Source organism: Desulfoprunum sp. (assembly GCF_053613775.1).
The window spans coordinates 625,217-642,772 of record NZ_JBSHXH010000008.1; the positions used below are offsets into that span (position 1 = coordinate 625,217).

At 53.7% G+C, this 17,556-nt stretch carries 14 protein-coding genes; 11 read left to right on the forward strand and 3 right to left on the reverse strand.

The window, feature by feature from the left end; translation table 11 throughout:
- The first annotated feature begins 83 nt into the window (after positions 1 to 83).
- Both ACWGKN_RS17615 and ACWGKN_RS17620 read left to right on the forward strand, forming a co-directional pair.
- Positions 84 to 4,361 carry a PEP/pyruvate-binding domain-containing protein gene (locus ACWGKN_RS17615; protein WP_035225737.1) on the forward strand — a complete coding sequence of 1,426 codons (4,278 nt, stop codon included), beginning with the start codon at positions 84 to 86 and terminating at the stop codon, positions 4,359 to 4,361.
- A gap of 44 nt (positions 4,362 to 4,405) precedes the next feature.
- Positions 4,406 to 4,630 carry a hypothetical protein gene (locus ACWGKN_RS17620; protein WP_035225734.1) on the forward strand — a complete coding sequence of 75 codons (225 nt, stop codon included), beginning with the start codon at positions 4,406 to 4,408 and terminating at the stop codon, positions 4,628 to 4,630.
- A 30-nt stretch (positions 4,631 to 4,660) separates the two neighbouring features.
- Here ACWGKN_RS17620 and ACWGKN_RS17625 read toward each other — a convergent pair whose 3' ends face one another.
- A complete protein-coding gene (locus ACWGKN_RS17625) occupies positions 4,661 to 4,876 on the reverse strand; it encodes a YgaP family membrane protein (protein WP_035225732.1) in 216 nt (71 codons plus the stop codon).
- Positions 4,877 to 4,923: 47 nt separating this feature from the next.
- Entirely contained in the window at positions 4,924 to 5,211 is a 288-nt protein-coding gene (locus ACWGKN_RS17630) for an ArsR/SmtB family transcription factor (RefSeq protein WP_052159567.1), read from the reverse strand.
- 641 nt (positions 5,212 to 5,852) lie between these two features.
- Between ACWGKN_RS17630 and ACWGKN_RS17635 the strand changes: the two genes are divergently transcribed.
- The 9 genes from ACWGKN_RS17635 (at position 5,853) to ACWGKN_RS17675 (ending at position 15,456) form a co-directional block, all read left to right on the forward strand.
- Complete coding sequence (locus ACWGKN_RS17635; RefSeq protein WP_035225730.1) at positions 5,853 to 6,431, forward strand: isochorismatase family protein; 579 nt, start codon at positions 5,853 to 5,855, stop codon at positions 6,429 to 6,431.
- Between the two features lie 88 nt (positions 6,432 to 6,519).
- The gene (alaS, locus tag ACWGKN_RS17640) at positions 6,520 to 9,168 is read left to right on the forward strand and encodes an alanine--tRNA ligase (RefSeq protein WP_452095704.1); all 2,649 of its coding nucleotides are present in this window, start codon (positions 6,520 to 6,522) and stop codon (positions 9,166 to 9,168) included.
- A gap of 290 nt (positions 9,169 to 9,458) precedes the next feature.
- Positions 9,459 to 9,884 carry an ATP synthase F0 subunit B gene (locus tag ACWGKN_RS17645; RefSeq protein WP_035225724.1) on the forward strand — a complete coding sequence of 142 codons (426 nt, stop codon included), beginning with the start codon at positions 9,459 to 9,461 and terminating at the stop codon, positions 9,882 to 9,884.
- A gap of 11 nt (positions 9,885 to 9,895) precedes the next feature.
- The gene (locus ACWGKN_RS17650; RefSeq protein ID WP_452095705.1) at positions 9,896 to 10,597 is read left to right on the forward strand and encodes a F0F1 ATP synthase subunit B family protein; all 702 of its coding nucleotides are present in this window, start codon (positions 9,896 to 9,898) and stop codon (positions 10,595 to 10,597) included.
- Entirely contained in the window at positions 10,594 to 11,139 is a 546-nt protein-coding gene (atpH, locus tag ACWGKN_RS17655; protein WP_035225722.1) for an ATP synthase F1 subunit delta, read from the forward strand. Before ACWGKN_RS17650 ends, atpH begins: the two co-directional genes overlap by 4 nt.
- Positions 11,140 to 12,663, forward strand: coding sequence for a F0F1 ATP synthase subunit alpha (atpA, locus tag ACWGKN_RS17660; protein WP_035225720.1), 1,524 nt, complete (start codon positions 11,140 to 11,142; stop codon positions 12,661 to 12,663).
- A gap of 18 nt (positions 12,664 to 12,681) precedes the next feature.
- Positions 12,682 to 13,554 (forward strand): ATP synthase F1 subunit gamma, encoded by an 873-nt coding sequence (gene atpG, locus ACWGKN_RS17665; protein WP_035225718.1) that lies wholly within the window; start codon positions 12,682 to 12,684, stop codon positions 13,552 to 13,554.
- 47 nt (positions 13,555 to 13,601) lie between these two features.
- A complete protein-coding gene (atpD, locus tag ACWGKN_RS17670) occupies positions 13,602 to 15,023 on the forward strand; it encodes a F0F1 ATP synthase subunit beta (protein WP_035225716.1) in 1,422 nt (473 codons plus the stop codon).
- 19 nt (positions 15,024 to 15,042) lie between these two features.
- The gene (locus ACWGKN_RS17675; RefSeq protein WP_035225714.1) at positions 15,043 to 15,456 is read left to right on the forward strand and encodes a F0F1 ATP synthase subunit epsilon; all 414 of its coding nucleotides are present in this window, start codon (positions 15,043 to 15,045) and stop codon (positions 15,454 to 15,456) included.
- A gap of 159 nt (positions 15,457 to 15,615) precedes the next feature.
- On the opposite strand, the gene ACWGKN_RS17680 is transcribed toward ACWGKN_RS17675, so the two are convergent.
- A complete protein-coding gene (locus ACWGKN_RS17680; protein WP_052159565.1) occupies positions 15,616 to 17,508 on the reverse strand; it encodes an N-acetylmuramoyl-L-alanine amidase in 1,893 nt (630 codons plus the stop codon).
- Positions 17,509 to 17,556 lie beyond the last annotated feature (48 nt).

A 17,556-nucleotide genomic window follows, 5' to 3' on the forward strand; every position in this document is an offset into this window, starting at 1 on the left:
AAGACAGGTGTAGAGCCAGGGGGATGGTGGACTGAGAATGATCGGGCCGGAGGGGCACTCCGGCCCTGTTCCTTTGCAATGACATGGTAGAAACGTTGAATATCGAACTCGATATCGAATCCGACGCCCTGCGGGCGAACCTGCTGGAGACCGCCGGCGAGGTGGTGATCGCGGATGACCTGCGGTTGCTCCTCGATGTTGTCCGCAAGTACAGGGGGATCCATGCCAATCTCGAGAAACTGCTCTATGAGATCTGTCATCCATTCCGCAACTGGAACCTGATATTGCCCCAGTTGCGCAGTTTTGTCCTGAAAAACAGCAACCATTTCATCGCCCATCCCCGGGGCCCGGAGGCTTTTCGGCTGTTTTCCCGGGTTTTTCTCGGGGTCGTGGAGGATTCCCGCCGCAGTCCGGGCCTCCTTGACCAGACGGCCGGCGCCTTGATACTGTGGCTGGAGAAGATCGTCTCACTCCTTGATTCGAACAGTATCTGCCGGTTTGCCGATCCTCTCAACGAGCTGCTGCGCAGGATCGGGCAGGAAGGGGAAGAAGAAAACATCATCCTGACCCATATCGTCCACGGTCAACATCCGATCAAGAAATTCGCCGGCCGCATTCTTGAATTGGCGGGTGACGGCACATCGTCGTTCGATTTCCTGCCGCTCGCTGAATTCGCCCGTACAGTCCAGCAGAAGACCTACCACTACTGGTTGCAGGAGGATGATCCGCTGCCATGGTTTCTGGATCGCTGCGGCATCGAGGCGGGGGACTTCCGGTTCGGCGGGATTTTTGCCAGGATTTCCCATGAAACCCTTCAGGGACACCTGGCGACGGTGGAAGGGCTCGATCTCGCGGGGGATCCGATCGGCAGCCTGCGCTGCATCCTGGAACTCCCGTCCGGGATAGATATCGTCAAGTATTACCGTGATATACCCAACCTTCTGGTCGAGCAGATTGGGGATGGGCAGCCGGGAGAAGGGCAACGTTCCGCCCTCGATCCGGGGGTCGAAAACGACAAGCTGCTATTTCTTTTCAAGATCATGGATACAGCCGGCCTGCACCTGATCCATGAGGAGATGCTGCGGGAAATCAACCGCAGCCTGGTGCAGCTGATTCGCCAGCAGAGTTTCGAGGAGATCGAAGAGTTCCTGCTCATCACCTTCAAACTGCTCAAGGTCAACGTTCGCAAATATCCGCATACCTCGTTGCAGTGCATCCAGGTCCTCGGCGGAGAGGTCTTTGATCGTGGCAACAGCCGGATGGTCGAGGCCTTTCTCTGGGGAGTGGTGCGTTTTGGTTTCCAGCATGCCAATGTCAGAGGGGTCGACGAGGACTGGCAACCGCTGGCCAACCCTGCCCATCTCAGTAATATCCGGGTGTGGCTGCATCTGATCATGCGCGAGCCGAAATGGTGTTCGACGCTGTTTTCCGCGCTCATCATCCATCTGAAGCTGTCCGGCACCTGTGTCAAGGATACCGATCTGTTCCAGCGTGACATCACCGAGCTGCTGAACCATCCGATCGAGCCGATCTACAATCTGGCCAAGCAGTTCACCAAGCTGATGCCGGTATTCTACAACGAGATCGGGTCGGAAGGGGAACTGCGCGATGTCTCGACCGAACTCGACGAGATCCATCGGCGCAAGGATGTCCTGATCCATTTCCTGCGCAAACAGGGCCATGTCGAGAGTTCCAACCTGATCGTCGATTTCATCCAGGCGATCTTTCTGTTCTGGAAGACCAGGGACAAGAACCTGCTCCACCCGTTTCTCCCCGTTGAAGTATTCAATCAGGTACAGGTGAATGGACCGTTCGTCGATGGTCAGCATCTGCTCGTCCAGCGGCTCTGGGACGAGCTGTCGTTCAAACGGATCAACGATCTGCTGGCGGTCGACCAGGAGGCCGTCACCGAATTTCTCAGGCGGCAGGAGGATATCGACGCCAATGAAGTCCGCCGTTTCGAACTCCTGGTCAAGATGTACCGGCTGCTGTACAAAAAGTACATGCTCGGTTTCCAGGAGCTGCGGTCGGAGTTGCTCCAGGCCGTCCATGACGGTTTCCCGGAGATGGAAAAACTGCTGGTCAATCTTGAGCACGATGACACCGAAAGCTGTCTCGAGGCCCTGCTCGACAGTCTCGAGGGGTTGAAGGAAATCATCCTTTCTCCGGAGATATTCGAGGCGCGGGAGGATATCTATTACAAACGCCATATCGCGGTCGATATCCCCTCCGTTTACGGCCGCTACAAGGAAAGAAAATTCGACGCCCTGAGCCTGACCTTCAGGTTGGAGAACCTGGCCAATATCTACCTGGAGAAACTCTCGGTCACCGTCAACCTGACCTTCATCACCCAGGCCACGTTCTTCAGTATCGTCCGGTCGATCAAGCTGTTCATGCAGGCCCTGCGGATCGACGGCATCAGTTCCCGCCGGCTCAATACCTATCTGTCGCTGCTTTCGAGTTCGCTCAAGGTGCGCCGCTTTTCCTACACCCAGTACCTCGATATCTTCCGCGGCCTCTCGGAGGGAGTCAAAGACATCATCTATGCCTACTACACCAATATTCACCAGAACAACCTGTCGTTGATCATCCCCCAGATCGGTCGGCAGAACCTTCTGCCGAAATTCATGAGCCTGTACGACGAGGGCGAGGTCGGCACCTCGGTGCAACGGTTGTCGGAGGCCTTTTTCCGCGACCTGATCGCCTCGACCTTCGGCTTGCAGCATCTCGACAATTTCATCCTGCGCATCATTCAGACTCTGGAGAACCAGAAGACCATCCTCGACCAGAACCGGCTCGACCTGTTGATGACCTACAATCCCGACAAGGCCATCTCCCTGCTGCACCGGCTCAACCCGTTCACCCATAATCTCATCCACCTCGGCAACAAGGGGTATAATCTTGCCACCCTGATATCGGACGGCAAGCCGGTGCCGCCGGCCTTTGTCATCACCACCGAGGTCTTCCGCTGCCGCGATGTCGTCTTCGGCTTCTCCCAGGCCCGGGAAGATTTCATGCGTCGGATCAGGGCCGCACTCAATGAGGTCGAGCGTCTGAACGGCAAGGTATTCGGCTCTCCCGATGCGCCGCTGCTGCTCTCCGTCCGCAGCGGTGGGGCGATCTCGATGCCGGGCATGATGGCCACCGTCCACAATGTCGGGTTCAACGAGGATCTGATCGAAGAATATGTCGAGCGCCACGACAATGCCTACCTCGCCTGGGACAATTACCGGAGATTCCTCCAGTCATGGGCCATGGTGTCGGGGATGGAGCGGGAGGATTTCCAGGTCCTGATGGACGAGGCCAAGGCCAAGCACCAGGTGAGCCTGAAACGGCATTTTTCCCCGGAACAGATGCGGGAGCTCGCCCTGTCGTATAAGAAGCTGATCCGCAAGCGGGGGCTCGGGATACCCGACGACCCCTGGCTGCAGTTGGTCAATGCGATCGAACTGGTGCTCGATTCCTGGGGGACCGACAAGGCCCTCGATTACCGCAAGATCATGGATGTCTCCGATGCCTGGGGGACCGCGGTCATCGTCCAGGCCATGGTCTTCGGCAATCGCAGCGATACCGCCGGGGCCGGGGTCGTGTTCACCTCGCATCCATACCGCAAGGTCCAGCGGGTCGCCCTGTGGGGCGATTATGCCTATGGCGACCAGGGCGAAGACATCGTGTCCGGGCTCGTCACCAGCTGCGCCGTCTCGATGGAGCAGGCCCAGTTGGACGGCCGGGCGGTGGAGGATACCCTTGAACGGCGGTTCCCGGCGATCTACGCCCGCCTGCTTGAAATATCGAGGGAGTTGGTCTATGAGAAACGATGGAACCCCCAGGAGATAGAATTCACCTTCGAGGGGCCGAAACCGGAGGATCTCTATCTTCTCCAGACCAGGGATATGATCACCATCAAAAAGAAGGAGCATCTCAATGTCTTTGTCGACAGCGAGGAACTTGTGTCTTCACATCTTGGCCAGGGGATCGGGGTGTCCGGTTCGGCGCTCTCGGGACTTGCCGTTTTTACCGAAGAGAATATCAACGAGTTGCGCCGGCGCCTGCCGAAGACCCCGCTGATCCTGATCCGGCAGGATACGGTGCCGGAGGATATCAAGGTTGTCAATATGGCGGATGGACTGCTGACCTCGCGAGGTGGTCAGACATCGCATGCGTCCGTGGTCGCCGTGCGGCTCGAAAAGACCTGTGTGGTCGGCTGCAAGGCCTTGCGGGTGTACGACACCGGGCAGTATTGCGAGATCGGGGGCATCCGTCTCGGTTTTGGTGATGAGGTCTCCATCGACGGCAGGACCGGGGCGGTCCTGCGCGGCAAGCACCTCATCCGCGAAGAATATCACATCCTGCCGATCTGATGGATTTCGGCTGTTACGATGCTTTGGCGTTGAAGGAGGAGGCTATGTCGAAAAAAGAGTATGTCAAAGGACCGAAACTGTTCTCACTGGCCAGGAAAAAGGCGTTGCATTTTGGCCTCCCACAGACCAAAGGCATCAAGCTGGCGGAATTGATCTGCAGTATCCAGGAGAAGGAGGGGTATGAACCCTGCTTCCAGCGGCGGGAGATCTGCCATCACCTCCAGTGCTGCTGGCAGGCCTCATGTAACGCGAGGATGATTGTTGAATAAAGGCGGGGTGGGGCCTCCCGGCAATGTGAGTCAATGCGAACGCGTTTCCGGGACCCCGAGCCGCTTGAGGATATGCGCCAGTGGACAAAATTTGGAAATGCCGAATTGAAAGAGGTTGAGACCGACAAATGCGGTAAACAAGAGCCAGTATTTGCTGTGAAAGATTGGACTCGCTTCAACCCCGAGTGAGAGACTGAGGAGTATGAACAAGCCCGCCAGAGTATGAACCCAGTCCAGTATAACCATTGCTGTTCTCCTTTTGCTGTCTGACGAACAACCCGCTACTATCCACCTTAATTATCCGGGCAAAACAGTACATGCATCTTCTGGATGAGTTCCAGGATGCGTTTGTCTGTGATCCGGTTGTAAATGAAGTTGGCATCCTTGCGGAAATCGATAATTCCCTGGCCCCGCAGGATGTTGAGATGCTGGGACACATTCGCGTTCGTTGTCTTTACACTGTCCCTGATTTCTCCGACCGACAACTCCTGGTCCTGCAGCAGACAGAGGATCTTGAGGCGGATCGGATGGGACATGGATTTGAGCAGTTTTGAAACCGCATCGATCTGTTCATCTTTCATACATGCGTCCTTGTAGAGTAAAAAGTATTTCACAAATTAGTTAATTAGCTTCGAATATTTTGTAAAGAAAAATTTCAAGGATTCAAAAGATAAAACCGTTGCGACAACATTGGCGGATGGATCCGATGGGCCGAACGATCCGGACCGGATTGCCGGTTGAGTAGAGTATTGGTTGAGCCAACGAACGGTTAGGTGCGACAGCGGCAGGGTGATTGTTCGATTCGAGGCCAATCCGTCGCACCAGGATGCCGATGGTCGGAGATGGAGATCCCGCAGCCGATTTACATGCAATATACACGTGAATGCAATTAATACGTCCTGAATTTATTATGATCCGTGAAATCATATTGTTAGATAGTCATGTCAGTGGCGGCAGAGGATGTTACGGCCGGTGGAGCGTGAAACCAGATCAGGATTGGATGCAGCCTGCCGTCGGGCGCTCCCTGCGCCGGATTGCGGGGTCATTTTTTTTGCCGGCGGAGAGGATAAACTTGAATCTCTGCAGAGAAAAGAGTTTATTGGGTTGTCGTCGGCAGTGGGGCTCGAATTCAGTAAACGGGAGCCGGGGGTCAGTTTTAATTCCTCCGGAATATTTCTGCTTCCCCGGGATTGGTGGGGAATGTAACTGAAGAGGAGGCTGAATGGACGGGAAGAAAATCGGATTGTTGAGATTGGAAAACTGTTGCCTGCATCTGGTCGACCTGCAGGAAAGTCTCATGGTCCAGATCCATGGCAAGGATCGTGTGGTGGCGACCACCAGGTTGATGCTGCAATTCGCCAGGATCATCAAGCTGCCGATCATCGCCAATACCCAGTATAAAAAAGGTCTCGGGCCGTATGTCGCCGATCTCGAATCGATGATGGGCGATATCCCGCGTCCTGATAAAGTGGAGTTCGGAGCTCTGGCCAACGGGCCGACCCGGGAACTCTACGCATCTTTGCCCGAATCGGTTACAACCGTCATTCTCTGCGGGGTCGAATCGCATATCTGTATATACCAAACTGCGGTCGGGATCCTGGCCTTGGGAAAAACACCCTGGATTGTTGCCGATGGGGTCTCGTCGCGTGACGTGGGCAACCATCAACTGGCCCTGCAACGTCTCAGGGACCTCGGGGCTGTGATCGGTCCTTCCGAGATGATCATCTACGAACTTCTGGGCCGTGCCGGCACGCCGACCTTCAAAGAGGTGTTGCCGCTGATCATCGGTCATTCCGCTTAAGAAAAGATATGTTGACCAGACACAATGGTCTTGCAGTCAGCGTAGCTGGCTCTAATTTACTCAATTGACACAACGAGTCGACTTGTTCATGAAAGGTAGCGAAATTCGATCGAAGTTTCTTCGGTTCTTTGAAGGCAAAGGGCACACCGTCGTAGACAGTTCCCCCCTCATCCCGAAGGATGACCCCACCCTGCTCTTCACCAATGCCGGCATGGTGCAGTTCAAGATGGTGTTCATGGGCGAGGATAAACGGCCCTACACCAAGGCCGTCACCAGCCAACGGTGCGTCAGGGCGGGCGGCAAGCACAATGACCTGGAAAATGTCGGGTACACCGCCAGGCACCATACATTTTTCGAAATGCTCGGCAATTTCTCGTTCGGCGACTATTTCAAAGACGATGCGATCCGGTATGCCTGGCAGTTTCTCACCCGGGAACTCGGCCTGCCGCCCGAGAAGCTCTGGGTCTCCGTCTTCGAGGACGACGACGAGGCCTTCGGACTCTGGGAGAAGGTCGAGGATCTGCCGAAGGGACGGATCGTCCGCATGGGAGAGAAGGATAACTTCTGGGCCATGGGGGACACAGGTCCGTGCGGTCCCTGCTCCGAGATCCATATCGACCAGGGTGTCGAGGCGGGCTGCGGCAGGAGCGACTGTGCGCTGGGGTGCGACTGCGATCGGTTCCTGGAATTGTGGAACCTCGTGTTCATGCAGTTCAACAGGGCGGAAGACGGAACCATGACCCCCTTGCCCAAACCCAGTATCGATACCGGCATGGGGCTTGAACGGGTGGCGGCCGTCCTCCAGGGGAAATTGAGCAACTACGATTCGGATCTCTTTGCCCCGATCATCGAAAAGCTCGAGCAGCTCTCCGGAAAAAGGTACAAGGAGAACAGCAGCGACGACACGGCCATGAGGGTGATCGCCGATCATGCCCGGGCCACCGCCTTTCTCGTTGCCGACGGGGTGTTGCCGTCCAATGAGGGGAGGGGCTATGTCCTGCGGCGGATCATGCGGCGTGCTGTCCGCTATGGGCGAAATCTCGGCCTGACCGAAAATTTCCTCGAACAGGTGGTCGTGACGGTAGTCGCCGCGATGGAGGGGGCCTACCCGGTACTGCAGGGGGCGACCTCTCTTCTCGGCAAGGTCGTACCCAACGAGGAGGAGCGGTTTCGGGAAACGCTCGAGCATGGACTGCAGCTTCTCGAAGAAGAAATCGCAAAGCTCGAAACCGCCGGTTCTCAGACCCTCCCTGGTTCCTTTGTCTTCAAGCTGTACGATACCTATGGATTTCCCTATGACATCGTGCGCGATATCGCCAATGAACGGCGATTGGTGATCGACGAGGCCGGATATCGGGAGGCGATGACGGGGCAGCGCCTCAAATCGCGATCCTCGCGCAAGGACGAAGGGCTGCGCCTCAGGGAGGATGGGGTCAAAACCCTGCTCGAAGCGGGTATTGCAACGGAGTTCGTGGGCTATGATTGCCTGGAAATCGAGTCGGCAATCAAGGGCCTGATCGACGGCGAGGGGGAGTCGGTTGGAAAACTCAGCGCCGGTGACAGTGGTAAAGTCATTGTCGCGACGACCCCGTTTTATGCCGAATCCGGCGGTCAGGTCGGCGACAGCGGGGTGATACGCTGGCCAAACGGCAAGGCGGAGGTCAATACGACATCGCTGGAGGGCGAGGCCGTGGTTCTCCATGATGCCGTGATCGTCCAGGGCGAGCTCGCCGTCGGGCAGAAGGTGACCCTGACCGTCGCGAGCGGCGGCCGTAAAGAGGTTGCCGCCCACCATTCGGCCACTCATCTGCTCCATGCTGCCCTTACTCAAGTACTGGGCGATCACATCAAGCAGGCCGGTTCTCTCGTTGGACCCGGCAGGCTGCGTTTTGACTTTACGCATTTTTCACCGTTGAGCCAGGAGGAAATCGAGCGGGTCGAGGACATCGTCAACGGCCAGATCCGGGCTGATTTTCCGGTGCAAACGAGAATTCTGGCCAAGGAGGAGGCTATCCGTGCAGGCGCCAGGGCCCTGTTTGGCGAGAAATATGCCGATGATGTCCGGGTGGTCAATATCGGCGAGGTGAGCACGGAACTGTGCGGCGGCACCCATGCGGGATCATCGGGTGAGATCGGTCTGTTCAAGATCCTCTCCGAAAGCGGGATTGCTGCCGGGATCCGCCGGATCGAGGCGGTCGCCGGGAGGACGGCCTTCGAGTACGTGCGCAAGGTCTGCCGCCGTGACACTGAGATCGGCCGGTTGCTCAATGCCCGTGAAGACGAAGTGCCAGCCAAAATCATGACCCTGCTCCACACCCAGAAACAACTGGAGAAACAGATCGCCGATCTGTCGACCCGTCTTGCCTCGACCCGTCTTGACGGCATGCTGGACAAGACCATCGACGTCGCCGGAGTCAAGGTACTGGCGGTCGAACTTTCACTCGACAGTGCCAGGACGCTGCGGGAGATCGGGGATAAGGTCAGAGATCTTCTGCCGTCCGGGGTTGCTGTTCTCGGCGGGGTAATCGAAGGGAAGGCGGCGATCCTGGCCCTGGTGTCGAATGACCTGACCGGAAGGATACAGGCCGGGGATCTGGCGCGTCAGGTTGCCGTGATTGTCGGCGGCAAGGGCGGAGGCCGGCCGGATATGGCTCAGGCTGGAGGACCGTTGACCGACAAGATCGGAGAGGCGATCGCCTCGGTTCCAATGGTTGTCGGAGCAATATTGAAAAATTAATCGGTGGTCGGCGAGTGGAAAAAATCGACGACCGGTGGATTTGACAAGCCGTGGGAGCCCTGAAAATACCAGAAAAATCGCATTTTCTGCGTTTTATAAATTGGTTGACACGTTGACATATTTACAGTAAAGATTTTTTTGCTGTAGTGAATGGTGGTTCATTTTTACGTGGGATAATCTTGTTTTGCTCGTAAAATTTTCAATTTTCGGCATTTGCGCTTTGCGGTCAACATTCACTGAGTGAATGTTAAGTTTTTTTTGTTATCAAAGTTAATCGGGAGCTTACTAACATGATAACGATGGACATCACGTTGCTGATCCAGATTGTGAACATGATCATCCTCATGTTCCTTCTCAATGGAGTTCTTTACAAACCGGTAAAGAAAATCCTGAAGGAGAGGGCGGAAAGGCAACAGGGGATGCAGGGCGAAATTTCGAAGTTTGAAAAGAATGCAAGGCTTCGCCAGCAGGAAGTTGATGAAAAAATGGCAAAGGCGTCGGGAAAAGCCAAGGCCGCTCTTGATTCCACCAGGGCCGAGGCCCAGTCTGCTGGAGAGCAGAGGCTCGGTGCGATCAAGGCAGAGGCTGAAGAGGGCAAGAACAGGCAACTTGCTGAGATCAAGGCTCAGATCGATAGTGCCAGGGCAGGCCTTCAGGCTAATCTTGATGGATTCGCAAACGATATGGCCAGTAAAATTCTGGGAAGGAGTCTATAGAGATGAGAGGAGTGAAACAAGTAGCCCGACTGATGGTTCTGGTCACGGCAGCTCTATGGTTTGCCTTGTCCGTTGGATCTGTTTGGGCGACTGAACAGGCCAGTCAGGAAACATCCGGTGCGGTCCACGAGGTTGCGTCAGGGCAGGCGAATGGCGATGCCGCTGCTGTAGAACAGGGGCATGGAGCTGCGGCTGAAGGTGGGCATGGTGCGGTGAAAAACAGCCTTTCGGCGGAAAAACTGAAAGATCTCGGGTGGCGTGTCGTCAACTTCGTCGTATTGATGTTCATTCTGGTCAAATTCGGTGCCAAACCGATCGGTGCAGGTCTTGCCGGCAGGCAGAAGAGGGTCAAGGACGAGATTGAGGAGCTGGAGGCAAAGCGGTCCGCTGCTGAAAAATCATATCGGGATTTCGAGTCGAAGCTCGCAACTGTCGAAAAGGATATCGATAAAATTGTCGAGAAAGCGGTCGCCCAGGCCGAACTGGAGAAAGTCAAAATTCTCGAGAGAGCGGAGCTGGCGGCTGCCGATATCAAACGACAGGCCGAGTTGGCGATTCAAAAGGAAATTATGGATGCAAGGCGATATCTGAAGGATGAGGTGGCCGACAAGGCTGCTGCTATGGCTGAATCGCTGATCATGAAAAATCTCACCCCTGCCGATCAGGTGAAGATTGTTGAAGATTATTTAGCTAAAGTGGGGGCCGTACAGTGAAACAGACTATCCTCGCACGCCGATACGCCAAGGCGCTCTTTATCGTTGGCAAAGAGCAGAAGAATTATGATGAATACAATCAGATCCTGCAGGGAGTTGCCAAACTCTATGTATCCACCCCCGAGGTCGCCGATGCGTTGACTAATCCATTGTACCCCTTAGATATCAAAGAAAAGGTCATGACCGGAATGATCAGGTCCATGGGGGTCGACAAGGTCATGGGCAATTTCCTCACTTTGCTGGTTCAGAAAAAAAGAATCGTGATCCTGCCGGAGATTGCAGAAGAGTTTCAGGTCATGGTTGATAGTGAGAAGAATATCAGTCACGGCCATGTTATTTCGGCGATTGAGCTCAGTGCTGAATTACAGGAGAATGTTCAGGCAACTTTAGAAAAGCTGACAGGCAAGAAAGTGAAACTGACCTCCAGCGTTGATCCATCGATCATCGGCGGGATAATCGCCAAGGTCGGCGATCTCGTGCTGGATGGCAGTATCAAAACACAACTTGCAGGTTTAAAAGATTCCATAAAAGGGAGAGAATAGATGCAGATCAAAGCTGAAGAAATTAGTCAGATCATCAAGGACCAAATCAGTGAGTACGAGACCAGTGTTGATTTGAACGAGACCGGGACCGTCATTTCTGTCGGTGACGGTATCGCTCGTGTCTATGGCGTACAGAACTGCATGGCCATGGAGCTACTCGAGTTCCCTGGTGGAATCATGGGGCTTGCTCTGAATCTTGAGGCCGATAACGTCGGTTGCGCCGTTCTCGGTAACGTCTCCAATATCAAGGAAGGCGATGTTGTCAAAAGAACCGGAAAAATTGCCGAGGTTCCCGTAGGGCCGGCGATGCTGGGCCGGGTTGTCGACGGTATCGGACAGCCGATTGATGGACAGGGGCCGATCAAGTCCGATCTTTCATCCAAGATTGAGGTCCTTGCCCCCGGTGTTATCGCCAGAAAGGGTGTGCATGAGCCATGCTATACCGGTGCCAAGGCGGTCGATGCCATGACCCCGGTCGGTCGTGGCCAGCGTGAACTGGTCATTGGCGACCGCCAGATCGGTAAAACCGCCCTCTGTGTGGACGCGATCATCGCCCAGAAGAATACCGATGTCTATTGCATCTATGTTGCGGTCGGACAGAAGAAATCGACGGTCGCTCTCGTCGTTGAGGCCCTGAGGAAACATGGGGCGATGGAGTACACGACCGTCGTTGCCGCCTGTGCCTCCGATCCGGCGCCTATGCAGTATGTCGCCCCGTTTGCCGGATGCTCGATGGGAGAGTACTACCGTGACAATGGCAAACATGCCCTGATCATCTATGACGATCTGTCGAAACAGGCCGTTGCTTATCGCGAACTGTCACTGCTTCTCCGTCGTCCGCCAGGACGTGAGGCCTATCCGGGCGATATTTTCTTCAACCACTCCCGTCTGCTCGAACGTTCCGCCAAGGTCAACGACGCCCTTGGCGCCGGTTCCCTGACGGCGCTGCCGATCATCGAGACCCAGGCCGGTGACGTTTCCGCCTTCATTCCGACGAACGTTATCTCGATCACCGACGGTCAGGTCTATCTCGAACCGAACCTGTTCTTCTCCGGTGTCCGACCTGCCATCAACGTCGGACTCTCCGTATCCCGTGTTGGTGGTGCGGCCCAGGTGAAGGCGATGAAGCAGGTCGCCGGTACACTTCGTCTCGATCTCGCTCAGTATCGTGAATTGGCCGCCTTTGCCGCGTTCGGTTCAGATCTCGATGCCGCAACTCAGGCCAAGCTTACCCGAGGCGAAAGACTGGTCGAGATCCTCAAGCAACCGCAGTATCAGCCGCTGCCGATGGAAAAACAGGTCACGATCATCTATGCCGGATCAAACGGTTTCCTCGATAAGCTGCCGGTGAATACATTGGCCGATTATGAGAAGGAACTCTACTCCTATATCGAGTCGAATGATCCATCGATCTTTGAAGACCTCAGAGAGAAAAAAGAGTTTACACCCGAGATCAAGGAGAAACTCAATAAAGCACTGACCAGCTTTGGTGATACGTTCAAGGCAACCAAGGGTCTTAACTAATAGTAGATAGGTCCAAATATGCCGAGCTTAAAAGAAGTCAAAACGAAGATCCAGGGTGTCAAGAAGACATCGCAGATCACCAAGGCCATGAATATGGTCGCTGCGGCAAAACTTCGCGGTGCACAAGAGAAGATGGAGGCATTCCGGCCTTATACGCAGAAATTCAATGAGGCGATGTCGAATCTCTCGTCGGGCGCAACGACCGATCAGTTCCCACTGATGGAAAAGCGTGATGTAAAAACGGTGGAACTGGTAGTCGTAACTTCCGATCGTGGGCTGTGCGGTTCCTATAACGCCAATATTGTCAGGCTGGCTTTGAAAAAGATCAAGGCATACGAAGCCGAAGGCAAGAAGGTCAGTGTTGTCTGTGTCGGCAAGAAAGGTTTTCAGACCTTCAACAAGACCGGGAAAGTAAGACAGAAATTCACGGATATCATGGGTACCTTCCAGATGTTCAACGCCCGAGAGGTTGCCTCCGATGTTGCCGATAATTTCCTCAAGGGGAACAGTGACAAAGTCGAGGTGATCTACGGTGAGTTTAAATCGGTGGCTGTCCAGGCCCCGACGTTCACCCACTTCCTTCCCGTACAACCGGTTCAGGTCGTCGGCACGGAGAAGGCGAAAAAAATTTCAGGAGATTATATATACGAACCTTCGACCGAAGAGATCATGGACGTTCTTCAGCCTCTTTATCTGAACGTCTTGATCTATCAAGCGATGCTTGAGGTCGGTGCAAGTGAACATGCGGCACGCATGACGGCAATGGATAATGCAACCAACGCCTGCAAGGATATCGTGGCCAATTTGACAATCGTGTACAACAAGGCTCGCCAGGCCTCCGTTACCAATGAACTGATGGATATCGTTGGCGGTGCCGAGGCCCTTAAATAATAATTGACCTACGAAAATCAAATACATCTAAGGAGGGGTAAAGCCCTATGAGTGAGCAAAAAATTGGTAAAGTTACACAGGTAATTGGCCCTGTCATTGATGTCGAGTTTGAGGCAGGCAAGCTTCCTAACATCATGAACGCCTGTTTTGTCAGCAATCCCGGCATATCCGATGTGCCTGACAACCTCGTCATCGAGGTCGCTCAGCATCTCGGCGACAATCTCTGCCGTTGTATCGCCATGGATCAGACGGACGGGCTCGTGCGCGGACTTGAGGTCAGGGATTCCGGAAAGCCGATCACCATCCCCGTAGGGACTCCGTCTCTCGGCCGGATCATGAATGTTGTCGGCCGGCCTGTTGATGGACTGGGACCGATCAATTCCGACAAAACGATGCCCATTCATCGTGATGCGCCGCTGTTCACCGAACAGGACACCGAGGTGCGGGTCCTCGAGACCGGAATCAAAGTCATCGATCTGCTTGTTCCGTTCCCACTGGGCGGCAAGATGGGACTGTTCGGCGGCGCCGGTTGCGGCAAGACGGTTATCATGATGGAGATGGTTAACAACATCGCCATGCATCACGGTGGCATCTCGGTATTCTGCGGCGTTGGCGAGCGGACCCGTGAAGGCAACGACCTGTACCATGAGATGAAGGAATCCGGCGTACTGCCCAAGGCAGCCCTGATCTACGGTCAGATGACCGAGCCGCCGGGTGCCCGTGCCCGTGTCGCCTTGACCGGTCTGACCGCGGCCGAGTATTTCCGTGATGTGGAAGGCCAGGACGTCCTCTTCTTCGTTGACAATATCTTCCGGTTTACTCAGGCCGGATCCGAGGTTTCGGCTCTGCTTGGCCGGATTCCTTCGGCCGTTGGTTATCAGCCGACTCTGGCGACAGACCTCGGAGCGCTGCAGGAACGTATCACATCGACGACAAAGGGATCGATTACGGCCGTACAGTGCGTCTACGTCCCCGCTGACGACTTGACCGATCCGGCGCCGGCAACGACCTTTGCCCATCTTGACGGTACCGTTGTTCTCTCGCGTCAGATCGCCGAGCTTGGTATTTATCCTGCGGTCGATCCCCTTGACTCCACTTCCCGTATTCTTGATCCGAACGTCATCGGCGAGGATCACTATCAAACCGCTCGTGGAGTTCAGGTGTCACTTCAGAAATACAAAGACCTGCAGGATATTATCGCCATTCTCGGTATGGAGGAGCTTTCCGAAGAGGATCAGATGCTCGTCGCTCGAGCCAGGAAGATCCAGAGGTTCCTGTCGCAGCCTTTCAGTGTTGCCGAGGTTTTCACCGGCATGGCCGGCAAGTTCGTCAAGGTTGCCGACACCGTGCAGGGATTCAAAGAGATCCTTGAAGGAAAGCATGACGACCTGAATGAAAACTCCTTCTACATGGTCGGATCAATTGACGAAGCAATAGCCAAGGATGCAAAGGCAAAAGCCCAAGCCTAATTTTTGAGGGGTAAATTTCATGGCACAACAGATAAGACTGGAGGTTGTGACTCCCAAAGGTGCTGTCGTTAGCGAGGATGTTGATATCGTTAATGCACCGGGATACGGGGGTGACTTTGGTGTGCTTGCAAATCATGCGCCCTTTTTATCTACGATAAAGATTGGGACACTGACGTATGAGCAGGGGCGTAAACGTGAAGCTCTGATGGTTAGTGGCGGCTTCTGTGAGGTTTCAAACAACAAAATAACCTTCCTCGTAGAAAGTGCAGAGTTTGGAAGTGAAATCGATGTTGATCGTGCAATGCGGGCTAAAGAGCGCGCAGAGAAGCGATTGGCTCAGGCTGCCCAGCATGATGAGAAATTCAACAGAGTTCGCGCGGAGGCTGCGCTCAAAAGGGCGATGGCTAGAATCAAGACAGCAAAGAATGTCTGATTGACTAGTAAGTGATAACAAAAGGAAAGGCCATCCGGGATCAGATGGCCTTTCCTCTTTGTGTTGAACGATATCGTACTTGGAATGCAGAGATACGCTTTTGGAGTGGGAAATTCTTGATTGGAGTATTTCAGGCATTCAGTACAGTAGTGGCTTTACTCAGGGAGAGGCGCTTAGGCTGGCGGTATTGGTTTGGATGTATAGACTAACTCCTTTGACGATCTCGTTTGTCACAGTGTCAACAAATTGCTGGTTTTTCAGGTTTTCCGCATCTTTCTTGTTACTGATAAAGGCGATTTCCAACAAGATTGATGGCATCTGGGCTCCGATCAGAACATAGAAAGGTGCCTGTTTCACCCCAAGATTCCTGACATCTCCAAAATCTTTATCATTGAGTCCGGTCAGCATCGATTTATGGACATATTTGGCGAGTCGTGAAGATTCGTCAATCTTGGAGTTTTTCAAAATATCCGAGAGGATACTCTCAAGATCGCTCATCTGATGTGTGGATGTCGCATTCTCCATGGCCGCAACTCTCATAGCTTCTGCATTCGTACTCAAGTTCAGGAAATACGTTTCAAGCCCACGAGTCTCCTGAGATGGATGAGCATTGAGGTGCAGTGAGATAAACAGGTCGGCTTCCTCGGTATTGGCTATGGCGGTACGCTCTTCCAAAGGAAGGAAAATATCTTCGTTTCTAGTCAGAATCACTTCACAATTGAGCTGTTTTGCCAATTTTGGTTTGAGTACCTGTGCGATTTTCAGGACGATATCTTTTTCTCGCATCTGGTTAGCCATCGCCCCAGGATCTTTTCCGCCGTGACCGGGATCAAGAACAATTTTCCTGACACCAAGTCCTAATTGTTGGGCAAGGGAGAGTTTGCCCTGGCTTTTTGGAAGAGATTCTTCCTTGGGTAAGTCGGGTGGTGGGTGAAGTCGTTTGGTCCGATCTTTCCGAATGACAGCAACGACAGCCGCAGATTGCTTTTCTCCCTCAGTCGAAGGAGTTTTCTGTTGAATGCCGGTTAATTCTAATTTTGACAATTCTGGTTTTGCCGGGGACGATATTGTCGGTTGATCGACAGGCAGTTTTTTGGAGGCTGACACGTTCGACTGTTTGGCCCCGCGAACGTCGATGATGATACGGAATGGATTCGGCAGACTGAAAATCTTGTAACTCTCAATCTTGTCAACATCAAGGAATACTCTAACTGTGTCAGCTCGAGTCTGATCGATGCGAATCTGTTTGAGAAAACCTTGTTGAACAACTATCTTGCGTCGCTGATCGGGGTGAATATAACTGTTTTTAAAATCAATATATAACTTTCTGGGGGGGCCCTGCGGTTCCTTGAGCACAACCTCGTTGTAAGTGATAGGACTGTCGGACATGACCACAACACGAGTGTACTCGGGTGAAGACCAGAACTTGACAGGATGAATCGTATTGAGTTGATTGATCTGAGAACTGCCTGTAAGCGAGCGAGGCAAGGGGATGTCGTAATCCTTGGAGAGGACTTTGAGTTTTTCTGCAGCCTTCGAGTGAAAATCTCCATGAGGATATTGTGCCAGGATCTTTTCAAGGGCTATCGCCGAGTTTTTCGGATCCTTTTTGAATTCAAGATAGACGAGCGCTTCCGAATAGAGCGCATCATCGGCGAGAGAATGTTCTGGGAAGAGGCGGGAAGCGTCCTTGTAATAAGAGAGGGATTCATCGAGATCAATGCCGAGACTGAAACGTTCGTACATGCTGCGGTACATGTTGCCAAGCATGTACAGACAGGCTGGAGCCTGCTCTGATTTGGGATTCAGCAGGTAGACCCGTCTGAAATTACGCGTTCCTTTGAGCCAGTTTTCCCTTGATCGGGCAAGTGAACTCTTATTCTCGAGTTGGTTGAAATAAAACTTGGCTTGATCGTAGAGTTGGCTTGGGCTGGGAGATCTGGGGGCAGCCAGTTGACTTTCATCGAGGAGTCTACCGGATTGCGCCGAAAAAGAGGGGACTGATATGATGAGTCCGATCAGGGCGAAAAGAAAGATGCAAGGACGAAACATGTCGTAGATTACAATCTATGGCACCAAAATGGTTAGATACTTGCGGTA

Coding starts and splice junctions, on each gene's coding strand:
- ACWGKN_RS17615 (WP_035225737.1), top strand. CDS start 84: ATGGTAGAAACGTTGAATATCGAACTCGATATCGAATCCGACGCCCTG.
- ACWGKN_RS17620 (WP_035225734.1), top strand. CDS start 4,406: ATGTCGAAAAAAGAGTATGTCAAAGGACCGAAACTGTTCTCACTGGCC.
- ACWGKN_RS17625 (WP_035225732.1), bottom strand. CDS start 4,876: ATGGTTATACTGGACTGGGTTCATACTCTGGCGGGCTTGTTCATACTC.
- ACWGKN_RS17630 (WP_052159567.1), bottom strand. CDS start 5,211: ATGAAAGATGAACAGATCGATGCGGTTTCAAAACTGCTCAAATCCATG.
- ACWGKN_RS17635 (WP_035225730.1), top strand. CDS start 5,853: ATGGACGGGAAGAAAATCGGATTGTTGAGATTGGAAAACTGTTGCCTG.
- alaS (WP_452095704.1), top strand. CDS start 6,520: ATGAAAGGTAGCGAAATTCGATCGAAGTTTCTTCGGTTCTTTGAAGGC.
- ACWGKN_RS17645 (WP_035225724.1), top strand. CDS start 9,459: ATGATAACGATGGACATCACGTTGCTGATCCAGATTGTGAACATGATC.
- atpA (WP_035225720.1), top strand. CDS start 11,140: ATGCAGATCAAAGCTGAAGAAATTAGTCAGATCATCAAGGACCAAATC.
- atpG (WP_035225718.1), top strand. CDS start 12,682: ATGCCGAGCTTAAAAGAAGTCAAAACGAAGATCCAGGGTGTCAAGAAG.
- atpD (WP_035225716.1), top strand. CDS start 13,602: ATGAGTGAGCAAAAAATTGGTAAAGTTACACAGGTAATTGGCCCTGTC.
- ACWGKN_RS17675 (WP_035225714.1), top strand. CDS start 15,043: ATGGCACAACAGATAAGACTGGAGGTTGTGACTCCCAAAGGTGCTGTC.
- ACWGKN_RS17680 (WP_052159565.1), bottom strand. CDS start 17,508: ATGTTTCGTCCTTGCATCTTTCTTTTCGCCCTGATCGGACTCATCATA.